This window comes from Nannocystis exedens (assembly GCF_002343915.1).
Taxonomy (GTDB): Bacteria; Myxococcota_A; Polyangia; order Nannocystales; family Nannocystaceae; genus Nannocystis; species Nannocystis exedens.
Map to the genome: position 1 here is coordinate 3,887,130 of NZ_NETK01000001.1, position 16,661 is coordinate 3,903,790.

General features: G+C 74.1%; 15 protein-coding genes. 4 read left to right on the forward strand and 11 right to left on the reverse strand.

What is annotated here, in order from left to right; translation table 11 throughout:
- The first annotated feature begins 1 nt into the window (after position 1).
- A complete protein-coding gene (locus NAEX_RS15360) occupies positions 2-1,150 on the forward strand; it encodes a CaiB/BaiF CoA transferase family protein (protein ID WP_096328244.1) in 1,149 nt (382 codons plus the stop codon).
- A gap of 192 nt (positions 1,151-1,342) precedes the next feature.
- Here the strand turns inward: NAEX_RS15360 and NAEX_RS15365 are convergent, their stop codons facing one another.
- From NAEX_RS15365 to NAEX_RS15395, 8 genes are all read right to left on the reverse strand, one after another.
- Complete coding sequence (locus tag NAEX_RS15365) at positions 1,343-4,579, reverse strand: FG-GAP repeat domain-containing protein (protein ID WP_170135739.1); 3,237 nt, start codon at positions 4,577-4,579, stop codon at positions 1,343-1,345.
- Positions 4,576-5,637 (reverse strand): hypothetical protein, encoded by a 1,062-nt coding sequence (locus NAEX_RS50195; protein WP_170135740.1) that lies wholly within the window; start codon positions 5,635-5,637, stop codon positions 4,576-4,578. Before NAEX_RS50195 ends, NAEX_RS15365 begins: the two co-directional genes overlap by 4 nt.
- Before the next feature lie 629 nt (positions 5,638-6,266).
- Positions 6,267-7,538, reverse strand: coding sequence for a proteinase inhibitor (locus NAEX_RS15370; protein ID WP_245913725.1), 1,272 nt, complete (start codon positions 7,536-7,538; stop codon positions 6,267-6,269).
- Positions 7,539-8,006: 468 nt separating this feature from the next.
- Positions 8,007-8,447, reverse strand: a complete 441-nt coding sequence (locus tag NAEX_RS15375; RefSeq protein ID WP_096328246.1) for a hypothetical protein — start codon at positions 8,445-8,447, stop codon at positions 8,007-8,009.
- The gene (locus tag NAEX_RS15380) at positions 8,447-8,701 is read right to left on the reverse strand and encodes a hypothetical protein (RefSeq protein ID WP_143141304.1); all 255 of its coding nucleotides are present in this window, start codon (positions 8,699-8,701) and stop codon (positions 8,447-8,449) included. The genes NAEX_RS15375 and NAEX_RS15380 overlap by 1 nt, the downstream gene beginning before the upstream one ends.
- A gap of 111 nt (positions 8,702-8,812) precedes the next feature.
- Positions 8,813-9,505, reverse strand: a complete 693-nt coding sequence (locus NAEX_RS15385; protein ID WP_096328248.1) for a hypothetical protein — start codon at positions 9,503-9,505, stop codon at positions 8,813-8,815.
- Entirely contained in the window at positions 9,502-10,614 is a 1,113-nt protein-coding gene (aroC, locus tag NAEX_RS15390) for a chorismate synthase (protein ID WP_096328249.1), read from the reverse strand. The genes NAEX_RS15385 and aroC overlap by 4 nt, the downstream gene beginning before the upstream one ends.
- 36 nt (positions 10,615-10,650) lie before the next feature.
- Positions 10,651-11,499: an alpha/beta fold hydrolase gene (locus tag NAEX_RS15395; protein WP_096328250.1), complete on the reverse strand. Its 849-nt coding sequence runs from the start codon at positions 11,497-11,499 to the stop codon at positions 10,651-10,653.
- A gap of 177 nt (positions 11,500-11,676) precedes the next feature.
- Here NAEX_RS15395 and NAEX_RS50200 point away from each other — a divergent pair, with 177 nt between their 5' ends.
- The 3 genes from NAEX_RS50200 to NAEX_RS15410 all read left to right on the forward strand — a co-directional run bounded on the left by NAEX_RS50200 (position 11,677) and on the right by NAEX_RS15410 (position 13,258).
- Positions 11,677-11,907, forward strand: coding sequence for a SlyX family protein (locus NAEX_RS50200; RefSeq protein ID WP_170135741.1), 231 nt, complete (start codon positions 11,677-11,679; stop codon positions 11,905-11,907).
- 96 nt (positions 11,908-12,003) lie between these two features.
- A complete protein-coding gene (locus NAEX_RS15405) occupies positions 12,004-12,741 on the forward strand; it encodes a helix-turn-helix domain-containing protein (RefSeq protein ID WP_096328251.1) in 738 nt (245 codons plus the stop codon).
- 136 nt (positions 12,742-12,877) lie between these two features.
- On the forward strand, positions 12,878-13,258 hold the full coding sequence (locus tag NAEX_RS15410) for a VOC family protein (protein WP_096328252.1): 381 nt from the start codon (positions 12,878-12,880) through the stop codon (positions 13,256-13,258).
- A gap of 107 nt (positions 13,259-13,365) precedes the next feature.
- Here the strand turns inward: NAEX_RS15410 and NAEX_RS15415 are convergent, their stop codons facing one another.
- The 3 genes from NAEX_RS15415 to NAEX_RS15425 form a co-directional block, all read right to left on the reverse strand.
- Positions 13,366-14,829 (reverse strand): carboxypeptidase-like regulatory domain-containing protein, encoded by a 1,464-nt coding sequence (locus NAEX_RS15415; protein ID WP_143141306.1) that lies wholly within the window; start codon positions 14,827-14,829, stop codon positions 13,366-13,368.
- A gap of 51 nt (positions 14,830-14,880) precedes the next feature.
- Positions 14,881-15,708, reverse strand: coding sequence for a PAS domain-containing protein (locus NAEX_RS15420; protein ID WP_096328254.1), 828 nt, complete (start codon positions 15,706-15,708; stop codon positions 14,881-14,883).
- Positions 15,709-15,955: 247 nt separating this feature from the next.
- Positions 15,956-16,660, reverse strand: a complete 705-nt coding sequence (locus tag NAEX_RS15425) for an aspartyl/asparaginyl beta-hydroxylase domain-containing protein (RefSeq protein ID WP_170135742.1) — start codon at positions 16,658-16,660, stop codon at positions 15,956-15,958.
- Position 16,661: the final 1 nt, after the last annotated feature.

Genomic DNA, 16,661 nt, shown 5'->3' on the forward strand with positions numbered 1-16,661 from the left:
CATGGAAAAAGCCGCCCTCCCGCTCGCCGGCCTGCGCGTGCTCGACCTGTCGCGGATCCTCGCCGGGCCCAGCGCCGCCCAGCTGCTCGGGGATCTCGGGGCAGATGTGATCAAGATCGAACATCCTCTCGGGGACGACACGCGCCGCTGGGGCCCGCCCGACTTTGAGGGCAGCGCCGCCTACTATCTGGCCTGCAACCGCAACAAGCGCTCGCGCGTGCTCGACTTCAAGCGCGCGGCCGACCGCGAGGCGCTGCTGAGCCTGCTCGCCGGCGCCGACGTCCTGCTCGAGAACTTCAAGGTCGGCGACCTCGCGCGCCACGGCCTCGACTACGCCGCGCTCGCGCCCCGCTTCCCGCGCCTCGTCTACTGCAGCATCACCGGCTTCGGCCAGACCGGCCCCGACGCCGCCCGCGTCGGCTACGACGCCCTCATCCAGGGCCTCAGCGGGCTCATGAGCATCACCGGCCCCGACGTCGACCGGCCGACCAAGGTCGGCGTCGCCGTCGCCGACCTCGGCACCGGCCTCTACGCGGTGGTCGCCATCCTCGCCGCGCTGCTCGAGCGCAGCCGCAGCGGCCTCGGCCAGCACATCGACCTCGCCCTGCTCGACACCCAGGTCGCCGGCCTCGCCAACGTCGCCATGAATTTCCTGTGCACCGGCGAGGTCCCGCGCCCCCTCGGCAACGCCCACCCGACCATCGTCCCGTACCAGAGCTTCGCCACCGCCGACCGCCCGCTGATGCTCGCGGTCGGCAGCGACCTCCAGTTCGCCAGCCTGTGCGTCGCCCTCGGCGAACCCGCGTGGGCCGTCGACCCCCGCTTCGTCACCAACCCCGCGCGCGTCGCCCACCGAGCCGAGCTGGTCGCGCTGTTGGAGCAACGCCTGTCCCAAAAGACACGTGACGAGTGGCTGCAGATCTTCGCCGCCGCCGCCCCGCAATTCCCGCACGGACCGATCCGCGACCTCGCCGAGGTCGCCGCCGACCCGCAGGTCGCCCACCGCGGCCTGTTCACCGCGATGGACGACGGCCGCACCCCCTGTCTGAAAAATCCGATCGTCTTCTCGCGCACCCCGATCGCGCACTACCGCCGCCCCCCACGCCTCGGCGAGCACCCCGACGCGACCTGGCAAGAAGACCCTGTTTAGAAGAACATGTTTGAATAGACACCCGTAGAGGATCCGCGAGGCCTTGCTCGCCCCTCGCACGCGCATGTCCCCAAGGACATTCTCGCATCGGCCGCGCTCATCGCCCGACCTCGCGCAATCCCAGGTCCACCCGCCTCAGTCGCGCGGCTCCACGCGCACTCCGACGTCCCGGCGAGCATCTCACGAGCCCGCTCACCGCGCCCGCACGCCGAGGCGCGTCAGGCCCTCGCGGTCGACGTAGACCCACTCGGGCCCCTCGTCGTCGAGCCGGGCCCGCCGGATCGCGCTGTCGCTCCTCGTCTCCGACCCGCCGTCGGGCAGCGGCTTGACGTGCAGCGCCAGCTCGCCGGCGCCGCCGCGGCCGAACACCAGCCGGCGCGACCTCCCGGCGACCAGCACCGCCAGCACGTCGGTGGCCCCGTCGCCGTCGACGTCCTCGACCGCCAGCCCGCCGATCGCCGCCTCCGCGGGTCCGAGGCGCTGGTCGCGGCAATCGCCGCGCGGCCCGTCCGCGCCGCCGTGACAGACGCGCAGCGTCGCCCCGCCGTCGTAGCCGGCCGCGGCCACCAGGTCGCCGTGGCCGTCGCCGTCGACATCGCCGGTGGCCAGCGGGCCCGAGCTCCAGCCGATCGGCCACGTGCGCGGCGCGTCGACGAACCCGCCGCGCCCGTCGCCCGGGTACACGTGCGCCCCGCCGCCCCACGACAGCAGCATCGCGTCGAGCCGCCCGTCGCGATCGACGTCCCCGAGCCACGGCCCGATCGCCCCCTCGGCCACGAACGGCCCGCTCCTGCCCGCTCCCAGGCCGTCCGGGCCGCCCGCGTGCGTCACCAGCAGGCCCGCCTGATGCACGTACACCAGGTCCGCGTCGCCGTCGCCGTCGACATCGCCGGCGCGCAGCGGGCCGCTCGCCTCGATCGCAAACGGCAACGCGGCCACCGCATCCCACCGCTCGCCGCGCGCCCGCCGCAGCGCGGTGACGAAGTCGGCCCCCGCGAGCGCCCACAGCAGCTCGTCCGCGCCGTCCCCGTCGACGTCGAGCAGCAACCCCCGCGCGCCCCCGCCCGACCCATCATCTGCCTCATCGAACATGTCGTATCGAACAGGTCCCAAACGACCTGACCGATCGAACCTGCCCAATCCGACATCCCCCCCGCGCCCGAACGCGACCACCTCGTCGCGGCCGTCGCCGTCGACGTCGCCGAGCTGCAGCTCGCCGGCCTGGGCCGCCCGCAGCGCCGTCGCCCGATCGGGGGCCAGCACCGCCTGGGGCCCGCCGCGCAGCACCTGCAGCCCGTCGAGGCCGGAGGCCGCCAGGTCGGGCGCGCCGTCGCCGTCGAAGTCGGCCACCGCCAGCGCGCGCGGGCGATTGCTCGCCGTCGTCGTCCCGCCGCCCACCAGCTGCGGCACCCACGGCAGCGCGTGCCCGAGCTGCACCGTCGCGGACGGCTGCAGAAATTGTTCAGTCAGCGCGATCGCGTCGGTGCGCCCGTCGCCGTCGAGCTCGGCCACCACCACCCCGTCGCAGCGCGCCTGCGACACCTGGACCGCCGGCGCGAACGCGTTCCACGCGCGCCCCGCCGCCATCATCAGTCCGTCCTCGCGGCAGACCAGCAGGTCGGCGATCCCGTCGCGGTCGAAGTCGGCGCGCGTCAGCCCGAGCGTGCGCCCCGCGGGCAGCGTCCCTGCGGCCCACCGCCGGCCCGAGCTGCGGCTCTCGATCACGATCTCCGGCCCCTCGGCCCCCGCCCCGATCCGCAGCAGCTCGTCGCCGACGTGCTCCTTTGAAAATTCGCCGACGATCACGTCCTCGCTGGCCGCGAACTCGAACGACATCGACCTGTCGACCAGCGCGAACGCCTCGTCCGTCAGCTCCAGCGTCAGCAGCCCCGCCCCCGCCTCGTCCGTGTCCGCCCCGGGCGCCGCGCCGAACGCCGCCTGCAGCGCCAGCAGCTCGCTCCGACCGTCGCCGTCGCCGTCGAACGCGACCACCCGCCGCGGGTCGCCCGCGAACGCGAACTCGACCGGCGACTCGAAGCGCTCGCCGACCCCGCGCGCGCTCCACAGCGACCCTGCCCGCGCCTCGTCGGGACGCACGTAGCCGGCCCGGCGCCACGTCACCACGTCGTCGACCCCGTCGCCGTCGAGGTCGGCCAGCGCCAGCGCGGCCGCGTCCTCGGGCCCGGGCGAGCGCACCGGCGCCGCGAAACCGCCCTCCTGCCCGCGCAGCAGCGCGATCTCGCCGCGCGCGCCGCTCGCGACCACCAGATCGGTCCACCCGTCGCGGTCGACGTCGCGCGCCACCAGCGGCCCGGCGAGATCGGCCCCGTCGCGGGCGAACCACGGCGAGAACCCGAACCCCGGCCGCTCGCGCAGCGCCGTCGCGCCCGCGGCCGCGTCGCGGACCACCGCCTCCTCGACGCCATCCCCGTCGACGTCGCCGACCGCCAGCCCGTCCCACACGCCCGCCTTCATCGTCGTCCGCAGCCCGGGCGCCGCCAGCGGCAGCCGCGTCAACGCCGGCTGCAGCGCCGACAGGATCAACAGCTCCTGTCCCTTCGAACCTATCCTCACCACCATGTCCCGAGGGCCTGCCGGCACCGCCCACCGCCGGGTCTCGCGCGCCCCGCCCGCGCCGTCGCCGAGGACCAGCGCCGCCTCGTCGAGCAGGTCGTCGATCAGCGCCAGGTCGAGCGCCCCGTCGCCGTCGAAGTCGGCCGCCAGCGCTTGCCGGGGTCCCGCCCCCGCGTACAGCTCCGCCCCGGCCCGCAGCCCGCCGTCACCTGTCCCGAGGAACAGCCTCGCCGCGCCCTCGCCCGCCAGCGTCACCACCACGTCGAGGCGGCCGTCGCCCGAGAAGTCGCCGGTCGCCAGGGCCGTCGGCCCGTCCCCGGCCGCGATCGGCTCGTCGCCCCGCCACCCCGCTGCCCCGACGCGCAGCACCCGGAGGTCGCCGTCCTGCTCGTCGGCGACCACCAGCTCCGCCCGCCCGTCGCCGTCGAGGTCGGCGCTCGCCAGCGCGATCGGCCGCGGCCCCACCGCCACGCGCTCGCCGCTCCGCAGCTGGCCGCGCCCGGCCCCGCGCAGCAGCGCCACCGCCCCCTCGTCCGCCAGCGGCGCCGCCACGTCGAGCCGCCCGTCGCCGTCGACGTCGGCGATCGCCAGCCCCGCGGGTGCCTGGCCGATCGGCCAGGTCTCGGCCATGCCGGACCACCCCCACGCGATCGTCAGCGTCCCCAGCGCCGGACTGACCGCGATCCACTCGACCGCCCCGTCGCCGTCGAGGTCGCGCACCAGCGCCGGGCCGCCGCCGCTGCCGACCCCGAAGCGCTCGCCGGGCGTCGCGCACACCGGGTCGATCGCACATTGCTCCGAGGACAGCTCACAGCCGGCCGCGAGCATCGCCAGCAGCAGGGCCCGACCGCTCATTCGTCGATCCGCTCCATCACCACCCCGAACCGCACCGGCTCGCTCGCGTCGGTCTCGGCGCGCAGGAAGTAGCGCCCCGCCGCGAGCTCGAGCTCCTGCACCTCGCCGGTGTAGAGTCGCGCCAGCATCGCCCGCTCGCACCCGCCGCAGCTGCCGATCGTCGCGCGCACGGCCGCCGCGTCGCGCAGCTCGACGCGGAAGCGCCCGGCCTCGGCCACCTCGAAGCCGTGGACCGTCCGCACGTGGACGCCGGCCTCGCCGATCGCCGCCGCGTCGTCGCAGTCGAGGGTGAAGTAGCGGGCCAGCCGGTCGCCGTCCCACGCGACCTCGGGGGCCTCGCACTCGAGCAGCTTGAAGCGGTACGCGGAATAGGGGCAGTCCGCGCGCTCGGCCTCGAACGCGGCGACCACGTCCGCGAGCGTCGCCCCGAACACTTCTTTGAACTCGCGGGCCAGCGCCCGGTACGGGTCGGCGTACCAGGTCCGCCGGTAGAACTCGAGGTGCCGCCGCAGCCCGAAGCGGTCGATCAGGTAGCGCGTGAACGCCCCGGCGACGAAGTAGTACTCGCCCGGCAGCCAGGTCGAGCGGTCGCGCAGCGCCGCCAGCACCCGCGGCGCCGGCTCGGCCTCGCCCTCCGCCTCCGGTTCGTCGTCGGTCGGCTTGGCGTCGCGCGTCCCGCCCTCGAACGCCATCGCCAGCCCCTCGACGAAGAACGGGTGCGCCAGCCCGAGGTCGCTCGCCGCCGAGTGGACCAGCTCGTGCTCGTGCGGCATCTCGCTGGCGTAGACCGTGCGGATCACCGCGCACGCCGGCATCCCTCCGCACGGGTTGCGCCGCGCGTAGTGCTCCGGCGTCATCCAGCGGAATTTGATCCAGGGCTCGTCCGCCAGCGGCAGCCCGATCTCCTCGGCGAATCGCTCCACGAAGCGGTCCATGTGCTCGAGCGTCCCCGCGCACATCTGCAGCCCGGCGTCGGCCTCGACCTCGACCTGCCGGCCCCGCGCCTCCTCCGTCTCGAGGCAGCCGAGCAGCAACACCGGACATGTCCATTTCAACATGTTTTTTAGGACATGCCGGAAAGCGCAGCCGCGAACGGGCGGAGCGGACACGTGCGCGAGGACGCGGGGCATCACGACCCCGGCAGGCTACGCCAGCAACCTCGACCGGATCACCAGGCAGATCAAAAAAGCATCAACGGTGATCGCACGGCGGCCCGCCCGCCGGAGTCATACCATCGACGCGTCGCTCGCCGCGCCCGGCCCATGCTGCTCGCAGCGATCCGGGGGCTGTTCGCCGCGAGCCGGCGCCGCTCGCCGCGCCCGCCGAACTCGTGGCAATCGTCGAGCAGCGCCTCCTCGCCGCGCTCGCCTGCCGTTCGCCGCGAGCCGGCGCCGCTCGCCGCGCCGCCGACTCATGCCAATCGTCGAGCGGCGCCTCCTCCCCGCGGGCGCCTGCCGTTCGCATCCGACCGGCGCCGCTCGACGTCCCGCCGAACTCATGCCAATCGTCATGGCGCCTCTTCGCCGCGCTCGCCTGCCGTTCGCCGCGAGCCGGCGCCGCGAGCCGCGCCCGCCGAGCTCACGAACTGCGAGCGCCCGCGTCGCTCGCCGCGCCCGCTCGCCCTGCTCGCGACCCAGCCGCGCCCCGCCCCGAGCGACCCTCCGGAGACACGCCCGACGGCAGCGGCTCACCCCGCGTATTTGAACAGGCAGCGGGTGATCGGCACGCCGATGTCGGCCAGCACATACAGGTAATACGTGCTGCCCGCCTCCAGCGCCGGCGGCGAGCCGTCCTTCGGAAAGCCCTGGCGCGCGCCTTCGGGGAGCTCGCCGTAGCGGACGCTGCGGCTCGGCATCGGCGCGCTGTCCCATGGGACCTCCACGCGCCAGTGTGTCCCTTCGGGCAGGTCGAGGTTCGGCGGCACCCCGGGGTTCGGCGCGTCCGCGGCGAGCACGTACACGTAGCGGGCGCTGCCACCTTCCCACGTGATCGTCCCGTCCGCGGCCACGCCCTCGCCCTCGGCGCACGCCTGCGGCGCGAACAGGTATTGCTGGTAGAACGGCGCCGGGGTCGGGTCGGCGTCGGCGAAGTCGTCGGGCGACAGCCCGCGGTGCTCGAGCTCGGCGGCGAAGAAGGCTCGCATGCGCTCCGGGTCGGTCGTCGGCAGGCCCGTGCTCGCGCGGTCGAAGCCGTTGTTCTGGTCGGCCGGGTAGGCCCCGAGCAGCGACGAATCGAGGAACCCGCCGGCGAACGCCAGGCCGTACGGCGTGAACGTGTGGATCCAATTGCCGGGCGCCTCGAGGTCCCAGATCGCCGCGCCGTCGGGGGTGAGGCTCGTTTGATGGCAGCACACGCACGCGCACGCCGACACCTGCTCGGTGACCCACGCCAGCTCCTCCGCGTAGGCCGGGTCGGACAGGCGCGGGTCCTCGACCTCCGGCTGCGGCGTCGGCTGGGCCGAGTACGGCCGCTGCGTCCGCACCCTATCGCACGACGCGTAGGCCGCGAAGTCGCGCCCCGGCTCGGTGCAGCCGGAGATCATCGACCACGTGCAGACATCGCCGCCCTCGCTTTGCCCGGCCGGCTCGCCCGCGAGCGGCGGCTTGCACTCGAGCACCGGCCACTGGAACACGTCGCCCTCGACCGGGTCGGGCAGGTCCTCGCCGCCGCACACCGGCCCGGGCACGAAGATCCCGCCGCCGAAGATCTCGCAACCCCGCTCCTGCTGCCGACAATCACCGGCGTCGGAGCCCGGCACGACCACGCGGATCACCCGCTCCGGATCGCCGAGCACGCACGCGCCCAGGATGTCTTCATCATCGCAGGCCCCGCTCTCGAGCTCCGCGCCCCACTCCCCACAGTCCGCGCTCGCCCCCGCCTCGTCCCAGCGGTCACCGCGGTATTCGCGGCACTCCGTCCGGTCGGAGAAACGATTTTTGTAAGTGCAGTGCCCGAGCACCGACTCCGGAATCAGCGGATCGCCGGAGCGATTGCATCCCCCTGCCGCCAGCGCGAGCGGCGCGAAAACGAGCAGAGGCAGAGGCCAGGTCGAGCGAGACGGCAGCATGGTGCTCGAGTCTGAAAAAGGTTTGTCAGGCGTCAAGGCGCGATACCGGAATTTAATAGATAAAAGGTGATACATAATCTGTTCAATCAGCGCGACATCGCCCTGACGCGAACAAACTTTGGACACCCGCGAGCGCGGAGCCCTCGGTCCGGCTTTGATCGACATCCTCGCGTCACGCCCCCGCGAGGAGCCGTCAGCGTTGTTCAGTCCGGTCGATCGACCGACTCTCTACATTGAATCATTCGCCGCACCGCCGTGATCACGGAGTCAGCGAATGGCGCAATCCCCGGCGGCGCGAAACCGCCGCGCGAGGACGGCCTCGAGACTCGTGCAGCGCGCGAAGCCAAGGATACGACCCCGCTAAGGTCCTCGCACCAGCGCCCGCTCCGTCACCTCGCTCGTGAACGTCTGTACCACCGCGCTCCCGCGCAGCGCACAGCTCCCGGGCGTCGACCACCACTCGCGCTCCTTCAACCACGCGAGCACCGCCGGTCGCTCGCTCTCGGGCAGGGCCGCCGCGGCTGCGCGCGCGCAGCTGCTGAACCCGCCGGCCCAGCCGCGGTGGATCGAGCACAGGTTGCACCACCTGGCCCACAGCCGCGGGTCGTCGCGCAGGGCCTGGAGCAGCGCTCGGACAGTCGCCGTCGACACGACCGACGGCCCCTCCACTGACGGCGCAGTGACCCGCAACGTGCCCCCGGCCGCCAGCACGCGCCGGGCCAGCAAGCCGGCGGCGGGCGCCTGCACCGGCGGCTTGTGGTTGCGCGGGTTCTCACCGAGCGCCGCCCCGACCTGCTGCACTACGCCGCTCCGAGCGGCTGGGCCGGCAGATCGCCCGGCCGCTCCAGCGCGGCCGCCACGGCCGTCCGCGCCGCCGCCGGCAGGTCGCCGAGCACCTCCCGGAAGAGCGCGCGCAACGTGGCATCGCGGCTCTGTTGCAGCCCCGCGAGGTCCAGCCCGACGCGAAATTCGCGCGCGTTGCGGGCCTCGGCGTCGAGCCACGCGTCGAGGCGAGCCGGCTCGCGCGCCAGGACCCCGACCATCTCGGCGACCACCGAGCCCGGGTCGGGCGCGACCCAGATCCACACCCGATACTCGCGCGCCGGCAGAGCTTCGGGTCGGCCACGATCACGTCCTCTCACGGCGCGCAGCGGCCGTCCCGCCGCTCAGCCCATGAAGCGGAGCGGGTCGTCGGGCCGTTCGGCCTGGCTGCGCAGCGCGCCCTTGCGCTGCGACGCGATGGCAGCGCGGGTGCGCTCGACCAGGCTCGCGGGCACGCGGATTTTGGAGAGCTTCCCGGTCAACACCAGCCCGCCGGTCAGCAGGTCGCGGCGGACCCGCTGCACCGCCGAGAACTGCAGCCGCTGCGGCTCACCGCGGCGGGGCACCTCGAGGACCGCGGTGTCCGTGACGAGGATCGCCCGCTGGCTGAACTGCTCGCGCACCAGCCACAGCAGCATCGGCGACAGCAGCACCGCGATCGGCCGCCACAGTTCGGCGAACGGTTGGTCCCAGAACTCGGGCGCCAGCAGGCTGGCCACCAGCAGCACCGCCGCGCTGATGCCCCCGATCCACGCCAGCGGGCGCAGGTCGTAGCCCGCCTTCGCGTCCCACCACACCAGCGCCTCGCCGAGCCGCAGGTGGCGGGCGATCTCCAGCGGCGCCGTCCCGGGCGACGGCGGGGCCCCGGGCGCCAGCACGCGGGGCCCTCCGGACATGTCTACAAAGACAGGCTCATTCGAGCTTGTCCCTTGCGGCGCCTCGATCACCACCGGCCCCGGCGGCAGCGCCGGCCGCGGCTCGCCCCCGGAGACGACGCGGAACGCCCGTCGGCGCGCCTCGGGCGACTCGCTCGTCATCGCCGCAGCCCGTCCATGGTCGCCAGGCGGGCGCGCAGCATGTGGTCGCACAGGACCAGCGCCGCCATCGCCTCGACCATCGGCACCGCTCGCGGCAGCACGCACGGGTCGTGACGGCCGCGGGCCTGGAACGTGACCGCCTCGCCGGCGCGGTTCACCGTCTGCTGCGGCTGGAAGATCGTCGCCACCGGCTTGAACGCGACGGCCAGGCGGATCGCCTCGCCGTTGCTGATCCCGCCCTGGATCCCGCCGGAGTGATTGGTGGTGGTCCGGATCTGCCCGCTCTCCGCGTCCTTGACGAAGGGGTCGTTGTGCTGCGAGCCGCGCAGCTTCGTCGCCGCGAAGCCGTCGCCGACCTCGAAGCCGCGGCTGGCCGGCAGGCTCATCATCGCCTTGGCCAGGTCGGCCGTCAGCTTGTCGAACACCGGCGCGCCCCAGCCCGCCGGCACCCCGCGGACCACGCAACGGACCACCCCGCCGACGGTGTCGCCCTGCTTGCGCGCCGCCTCGATCACCGCGGTCATGGCCTCCGCGACATGTTCTTCGGGACAGCGCACCGCGCTCGCGTCGACCTGCGCGCGCGTCAGCGTCGCCTCGTCGACCGCCGGCAGCTCGACGTCGCCGACCGCCGCGACATAAGCCACGATCTCGACCCCGTGCAGCGCCGCGAGCAGGTCCTCGGCCAGCGCCCCGGCCGCGACCCGGCCCACGGTCTCGCGCGCCGACGCCCGCCCGCCGCCGGCCACCGCCCGCAGCCCGTAGCGGGCGTCGTAGGTGTAGTCGGCGTGCGACGGCCGGTACAGCGCCGCCAGGTCGTCGTAGTGGTGGCTGCGGGCGTCGCTGTTGCCGACCATCATCATGATCGGCGTGCCGAGGGTGCGCCCGGTCTCGGGCTCGAGCCCGCTGTAGACCTGGACCGCGTCGGCCTCCTGGCGCGCCGACGTCAGCTTGCCCTGGCCCGGCCGCCGGCGCGCCATCTGGGCGGCGATCCGCGCGTGCGGGAACGGGTGGCCGGCCGGGCAGCCGTCGACGACGACCCCGAGCCCGCCGCCGTGCGACTCGCCGAAGGTCGTGACCCGAAAGACATGTCCGAAAGTGTTGCCGCTCATAATGCTCCGAAGAACATGTCCTTCACGCCATGTGGTTCAGGCCAGGAATTCGAGCACGAGCGCGCGCCAGCGCTCGGCGGCCTCGATGGCGACGGTGTGGCCGACGTCGGGCAGGATCTCGGCGCGGGCCCCGTGCGGGAAGGCGGCCGCGAGCGCGTCGAGCTCGGCCGCGGGGGCCAGGCGGTCGAGCGCGCCGGCCAGCAGCAGCGCCGGCGCCTGCACCCGCGGCGCCAGGGCGAGCGGCGCCCACGGCGAGTCGGGGGCGTCGTTCATGGTCTGCGAGAACAGGGCCGAGATCCCCGCGAACGTGTTGCGCTCGACCGTCGCCTTGACGAACGCCTCGAGCACCGCCTCGTTGGCGGCGAGGTAGCGGGGCCCGAGCGTGTCGCCGAGGCTGATCCACGCCAGCGCGCCGAGGTCGCCGGTGCGCAGCGCCTCGCGCCAGGCGCGGACGATGACGCGGCCGAGCGCGCCGCGGCCGGCGCTGACGCCCGAGAGCACCAGCCGGCGCAGCCGCTCGGGCCGCTCCGCCGCGATCGCCAGGGCGATCCGCCCGCCGAACGAGAAGCCGCACAAATCGACCGGCCCCGCGACGCCGAGCGCGTCGAGCAGGCGCTCGAAGTCGCCGACGTGGACCGGCGGCGTCACGTCGCTCAGGTCGAGCCGCGTCTGCCCCTGCCCGCGCGCCTCGTACACGATCACCGGCCGCTGCGCCGACAGCGGCCGCACCTGCCCGCCCCAGCTCGACAGCGTCTGCGTCATGCCGCCGAGGATCACCAGCGGCGGGGCCGCGCTGCCGTCCGGCCCGGGGCGCCGATCGACCCGCACCTGACCGACCATCCCCGCACCGGCCACGGGATCGAGGATGTCGATGAACTCTGGCACGCGCGCTCCGAGCCTAAGGCCCCGCGCCGGGGGTTTCAACCACGGCCCGCCGCGCCCGCGCCCCTGGCTTTTTACGCCGAACTCTGCCGCCGCGCGCCCCGCGACGCCCCGGTCCCCCCGCGCGGGCGCACCCGTGCCCGCTTGCACGCGCCGCGCGCCTTGCGTATCCCCTGGCCCGTGCCCGCCACCGACGCCGACATCGCCAGGCTCGAACAGCGAATCACCGAGCTCGAGGTCAAGCTCGCGTTCCAGGAGCGCACCATCGACGACCTCGACGCCGTCCTGCGCGGCTTCACCACCCGGGTCGAGTCGCTCGAGCGCGAGCTCTCGCGCCTCCGTGGCGCGGCCGAGGGCTCCGCGCCCGGCACCGCCGACGTGCTCGCCGCGCTCGACGACGACGACGAGTGATTTTTTGACCGGGCCGACCGGCGATGCGCCTCGTCGCCCGGTTGCCCGTCGCCCTCGCGCCCACGCCCGCGCCGCGGCCGGCTACACTGCTCGCGCGTGTACCGGGAGCACCCAGCGCCGCGCGAGCTCGCCGACGTCGTCGACGCCTTCTGGACCCGCTCGGCCGGCGCGCCGCAGCAAGACCGCAGCTACCGCGTGCTCCCCGACGGCTGCATCGACGTGCTCGTCCACCTCGTCGGCCGCCCGCGCGCCGAGGTCGTCGGCACCATGACGCGCGCGCTCGTCGTGCCCGACGGCGCCGCCGACATCGTCGCCGTCCGCTTCCGCCCCGGGGCCGCGCGCGTGTTCTTCGACGTCCCCGCCGACGCCCTCACCGACGCGCGCGTCCCCGCGGGCGAGCTCGGGCTGCCCGCGGCGCCGCTGCTCGACGCCCTCTCGCCGCTGTCCGACGCGACCGCCCGCGTGCGCCACCTGGCGAGCGTGCTCGTGAAGCATCGCCGCCGCCGCCTCGACCCGCTGGTCGAGCAGGCCGCTCGCGCCCTCGCGTCGCCGCGGCCGCCCAGCGTCGCCGAGCTCGCCGACGCTCTCGGCCTCGCCCGCCAGTCGCTCACCCGCCGCGTGCGCCAGGCCGTCGGCGTCGGCCCCAAGGAGCTCGCCCGCGTGTTGCGCCTGCAACGGGCCGCCCGGGCCCTGCGCGCCGCCCCGCGCGACCACGCCGCCCTCGCCTGCGAGCTCGGCTACCACGACCAGGCCCACTTCATCCACGAGATGCAGGCCCTCGGCGGCCTCACGCCCGGCGCCTACGTCCGTGCCCTGGCGTCGGACGCGATCTGACCGGCTCGCGCCGACATGTCCGTTCAGACAGATCTCCGCGCCCGCCGGCCCGCCGCGCGCGGACTCACGCCCCGCGCACCATTTTTACAATCCTCGCCGCGCCCGGCGTGGCATCCCTCGCTGCGGAGAAACGCCCGTGAAATTCACGCGAATCACCCCCGTGCTCGTCGTCGACGCGATCGAGGACTGCCTGCCGTTCTGGACCGACCGCCTCGGCTTCGAGCGCACGGCCGAGGTCCCGCACGGCGACCGGCTCGGCTTCGTCATCCTCACCTCCGGCGCCACCGAGGTCATGCTGCAGACCGTCGCCTCGGTGCGCGACGACGTCCCCGGCTCCGACCCCGCCCCGGGCCGCACCTCGCTGTTCATCGAGGTCGACGACCTCGCCGCCGTCCAGCGCGCGCTCGGCGACTGGCCGCGGCTCGTCGACCAGCGCGACACCTTTTATGGCATGCGCGAGACGATCGTGCGCGACCCCGCGGGCAACGACATCCTGTTCGCCCAGCGGATCGGCTGAAGCGTATGTTCATCAGGACATGCCCGCATGGACATGTCCTGATGTCTCCGCAGTCGATCGGGCCTTCATCTCGCGCCGCCGCTTCACGATCTGTCTCCGAGGACAGCTCACGGCGCCGGCGACGGCGGCATCTCGAACGGGCGGCAGTCGGTCAGCTCCCCGAGGTCGCAGCGCGGGCCGTCGACCGGGCAGTCGACGGCGGGGTCGAGCCCGTGGCCGTGGTCGGTGAAGGGGCTCGTGCATTCGGGGTGACCGGCCGGCGGTCGCACGACGATCGAGAGGTCGCCGAGGGGGACGTCGGCGAAGCGGAACGAGCCGTCGGCCGCGGTGGTGGCCGCGCGCGTGGACGGGCCCTGGGGGCAGCGGTCGCCGTACGGCGAGGGGCACAGCTCGACCGCGGTGTTCGCCAGCGGCGTGCCCTGCTTGTAGGTCTTGAGCCGGCCGACCACCTCCCACGTGCGGCCCGGCCGCGGCGAGGGCAGCCGCCACGGCCCGGCGCCGATCACCGCGATCTGCGTCACCCTGCCCGAAAGGCCAGGTAGCGACCCGAGCGGCCACTCGGCCAGCTTGCGCCCGTCGCCGTCGATCACCCCCAGCCCGACGTCGGTCGCCAGCCACACCCGCCCGGCGCCGTCGACCGCCAGCTCCCCGACCCGCGAGCCGGCCAGCGGCTCGCTGGCGACCGTACACCCCGCGGCAGTCGCGGCCGCGAGCTGCACCGCCGCCCGCCCGCGCTCGGGCGCCGCGACCAATCCGACCTCGCCCACGGCGCGCCGCACATCGTCGGTGTGCGGCCAGGACAGCGGTCGCCAGCCGGCGCCGTCGCGCGAGAACCACCGCTCGCCGTCACCCGCGATCACCCGGTCGCGGTATGTCCATAGCCAGAGGATCGTGCCGGTGCCGGGCGGCGCATCGACGCGCTGCCAGTCGCGGCCGGCGAGGCGCCACAGCCCGTTCCACGACGACACCCACACGCCCTCGGCGTCGACCGCCAGGCCGGCGAGCTTGTTGTCGTCGTATCTGCCGGGGAATTGCCGGCGGGCGCGCAGCGGCTGCCAGCGCTCGCCGTCGTCATGCACGATTTGCCACTCGATGTCGCTCGTCACCGCCCACACGTCATTGTTCGCGCGGACCCGCAAATGTTCGTAGCGCGGCCCGGCGCCGCCGCGGACCTTGCGGACGCGCCCGTCGAGCCCCAGCACGTCGACCCCGTCCCAGCCGCTCAGCCACAGCGAGCCGTCGGGCCCGGCCGTCATCTCGAGGTCGTCGGCGTCGACGCCCTTCGCCAGCGGCAGCGCCGTCGTCACCTCGCCGTCGTCGATGCGCACCACCCCGACGTGGTCGACCAGCGCGTACGCCGGCCCCGACCCGGGCTTCGCGATCGCCGGCTCCGACGCGAGCGGCCGGCAGCGCGGCAGCACGCCCGGCGCCGGCTCGCTCGCGTCCGGAGCCGCCGGCGCGGCCGGCTGCGGCGCCCGCTCGGCGACCTGCAGCGCCGTCTCGGCCGCCTGCGGACGGCACCCGAGCAGCAGCAGCGAGACCACGCCGACGCGAAGGCACCGTCCCGTCACGCCCGCCGGCCTACCACCCCGGCGGACCGACCGCGCCGGCCCGCTCGCCGCTCACGCGCGCAGCGCGAAGGCGATGCCGTTCGCCAGCGTGGCGAGGGTCGTGATGCCGCTGAGGTCGACCCCGAGGGTGACCAGCGTCTGCGCGACCTCGGGGCTGATGCCGGTCAACACCACGCGCGCGCCGACCAGCCGGGACGCGCGGGCCGCCTGCACCAGCGCGCGCGCGACCTCGGTGTCCATCACGCGAATGCCGGTGATGTCGAGAATGGCCGTGTGCGCGCGGTGTTCGGCGATCCCGCGCAGCAGGTTGTCGACGATCTGCCGGGCGCGCTCCGGATCGACCGCCCCGACCAGCGGCACCGCGAGCACGCCGTCGGCGATCGGCAGGAGCGGCGTCGAAAGCTCGCGCAGCGCCTCGCGCTGGGCGGCGATCATGCGCTGCTGCTCGAGCTCCTGCAGCTTGCGCTCGGTGATGTCGGTGACGAACCCGCCGATCCCGATGACCTCGCCGTCCTCGCCGTAGACCGGCAGCTTGACGGTGGAGAAGTGACGCCGCCCCTTCGGCGTCACCACCTCCTCCTCGTAGGCCAGCGGCGCCCCGCTCTCCATCACCTTGAGCTCGTCGGCGCGGACCTGGGCGACGAACTCGGGCGGCATGATCACCTCGTCGCCGCGGCCGTACATGTCGGCCAGCGTCTTGCCGCTGTCGCGGGCGAAGGTGTGATTGACGAATGTGTAGCGGAACTCGGTGTCCTTGAGATACACGAGGCTGGGGGAGCTGTTCACCAGCGCCATCACCCGCTCGAGCGTCGCCTGTCTATCGGGTCCGCTGCGTCCGTCCTCCGTCGCGCGCGTCCCGTCGTCCGATCGGTCAGCCATGGCAACCCCTCCCGGACCTTCAGTCCTACGCGAGCGCGCGCGAGGGGGCAAGCGCGCCTCGGGGGCGACCTGTCTACGTCGTCGCGCCGACCGCGAACACCAACGACGCCCGGCTTCGGACGGGCCCTGAGGCGCAATCGCAGTACCGGCGCGAACTCGCGCCGGCGTCACCAGTCATTTCGTACATGTCATGCAAGACCTGCACGCTGTCCCGCTGCCTGCAATCAATGTCACGTGGGGGTTCCGGTCATTGATGCAAGAATCGATGCATGAGCGCGGGTGAGCCGCGCTCCTCGGGCGTGAGGTCGGCGAGCGGGTCCTCCGACAGGCGGGTCAGCGCACGCTCGTCGAGCTCGCCCTCGACGTGGGTGCCGGCGGCCAGGAGGGCCTCGATCGCGGGACCGGCCGGGACGTCGAAGACCAGGTGGATCCGCGGCGGACCGTCGTTGATCGCCCCGTGCGGCCGACTGTTGTTGAACGCGAACAGGTGTCCCGCGGGGAAGTGATGAAAGCGACGCACCACGCCGAGGCGCGCACCCGGGGAAGTTACCAGCGGGATGTGCAGCCGGTGGTGCTCGTCCCAGTGCTGGGTGTTGTCGACGTGCATGCGGATCGCCGAGTTCGCCGGGCTGAGCCCGATCCAGGCCATCGGCGCGCGGAAGCCGAGCGCCCCGTCGAGGACCGCGCGCAGCCGCGGCAGCTCGGCGAGGATCGGCGCGTCGACGCCGTGACCGGTGAGCAGCTCGTCGCCCGGCATGGCCCCGCGCGGCCCGGCGCGGAGGATGCAGAACCGCGTCCCGCGGTGCCACTTCCACACGCTGTCGAGGTACGGCAGCGCCACCCCGGCGAGCTCGTCGACCAGCGGGGCGACGTCGACGCGCACGCCGGTGTCGAGGAAGGTGTAGTCCTTGACCAGCGCCTGCGGGCTGCGCTGGTGACGACGCTGATACATG

Coding starts and splice junctions, on each gene's coding strand:
- NAEX_RS15385 (WP_096328248.1), bottom strand. CDS start 9,505: ATGACGAGCGAGTCGCCCGAGGCGCGCCGACGGGCGTTCCGCGTCGTC.
- NAEX_RS15420 (WP_096328254.1), bottom strand. CDS start 15,708: ATGGCTGACCGATCGGACGACGGGACGCGCGCGACGGAGGACGGACGC.
- NAEX_RS15365 (WP_170135739.1), bottom strand. CDS start 4,579: ATGAGCGGTCGGGCCCTGCTGCTGGCGATGCTCGCGGCCGGCTGTGAG.
- NAEX_RS50195 (WP_170135740.1), bottom strand. CDS start 5,637: ATGTTGAAATGGACATGTCCGGTGTTGCTGCTCGGCTGCCTCGAGACG.
- aroC (WP_096328249.1), bottom strand. CDS start 10,614: ATGAGCGGCAACACTTTCGGACATGTCTTTCGGGTCACGACCTTCGGC.
- NAEX_RS15425 (WP_170135742.1), bottom strand. CDS start 16,660: ATGTATCAGCGTCGTCACCAGCGCAGCCCGCAGGCGCTGGTCAAGGAC.
- NAEX_RS15360 (WP_096328244.1), top strand. CDS start 2: ATGGAAAAAGCCGCCCTCCCGCTCGCCGGCCTGCGCGTGCTCGACCTG.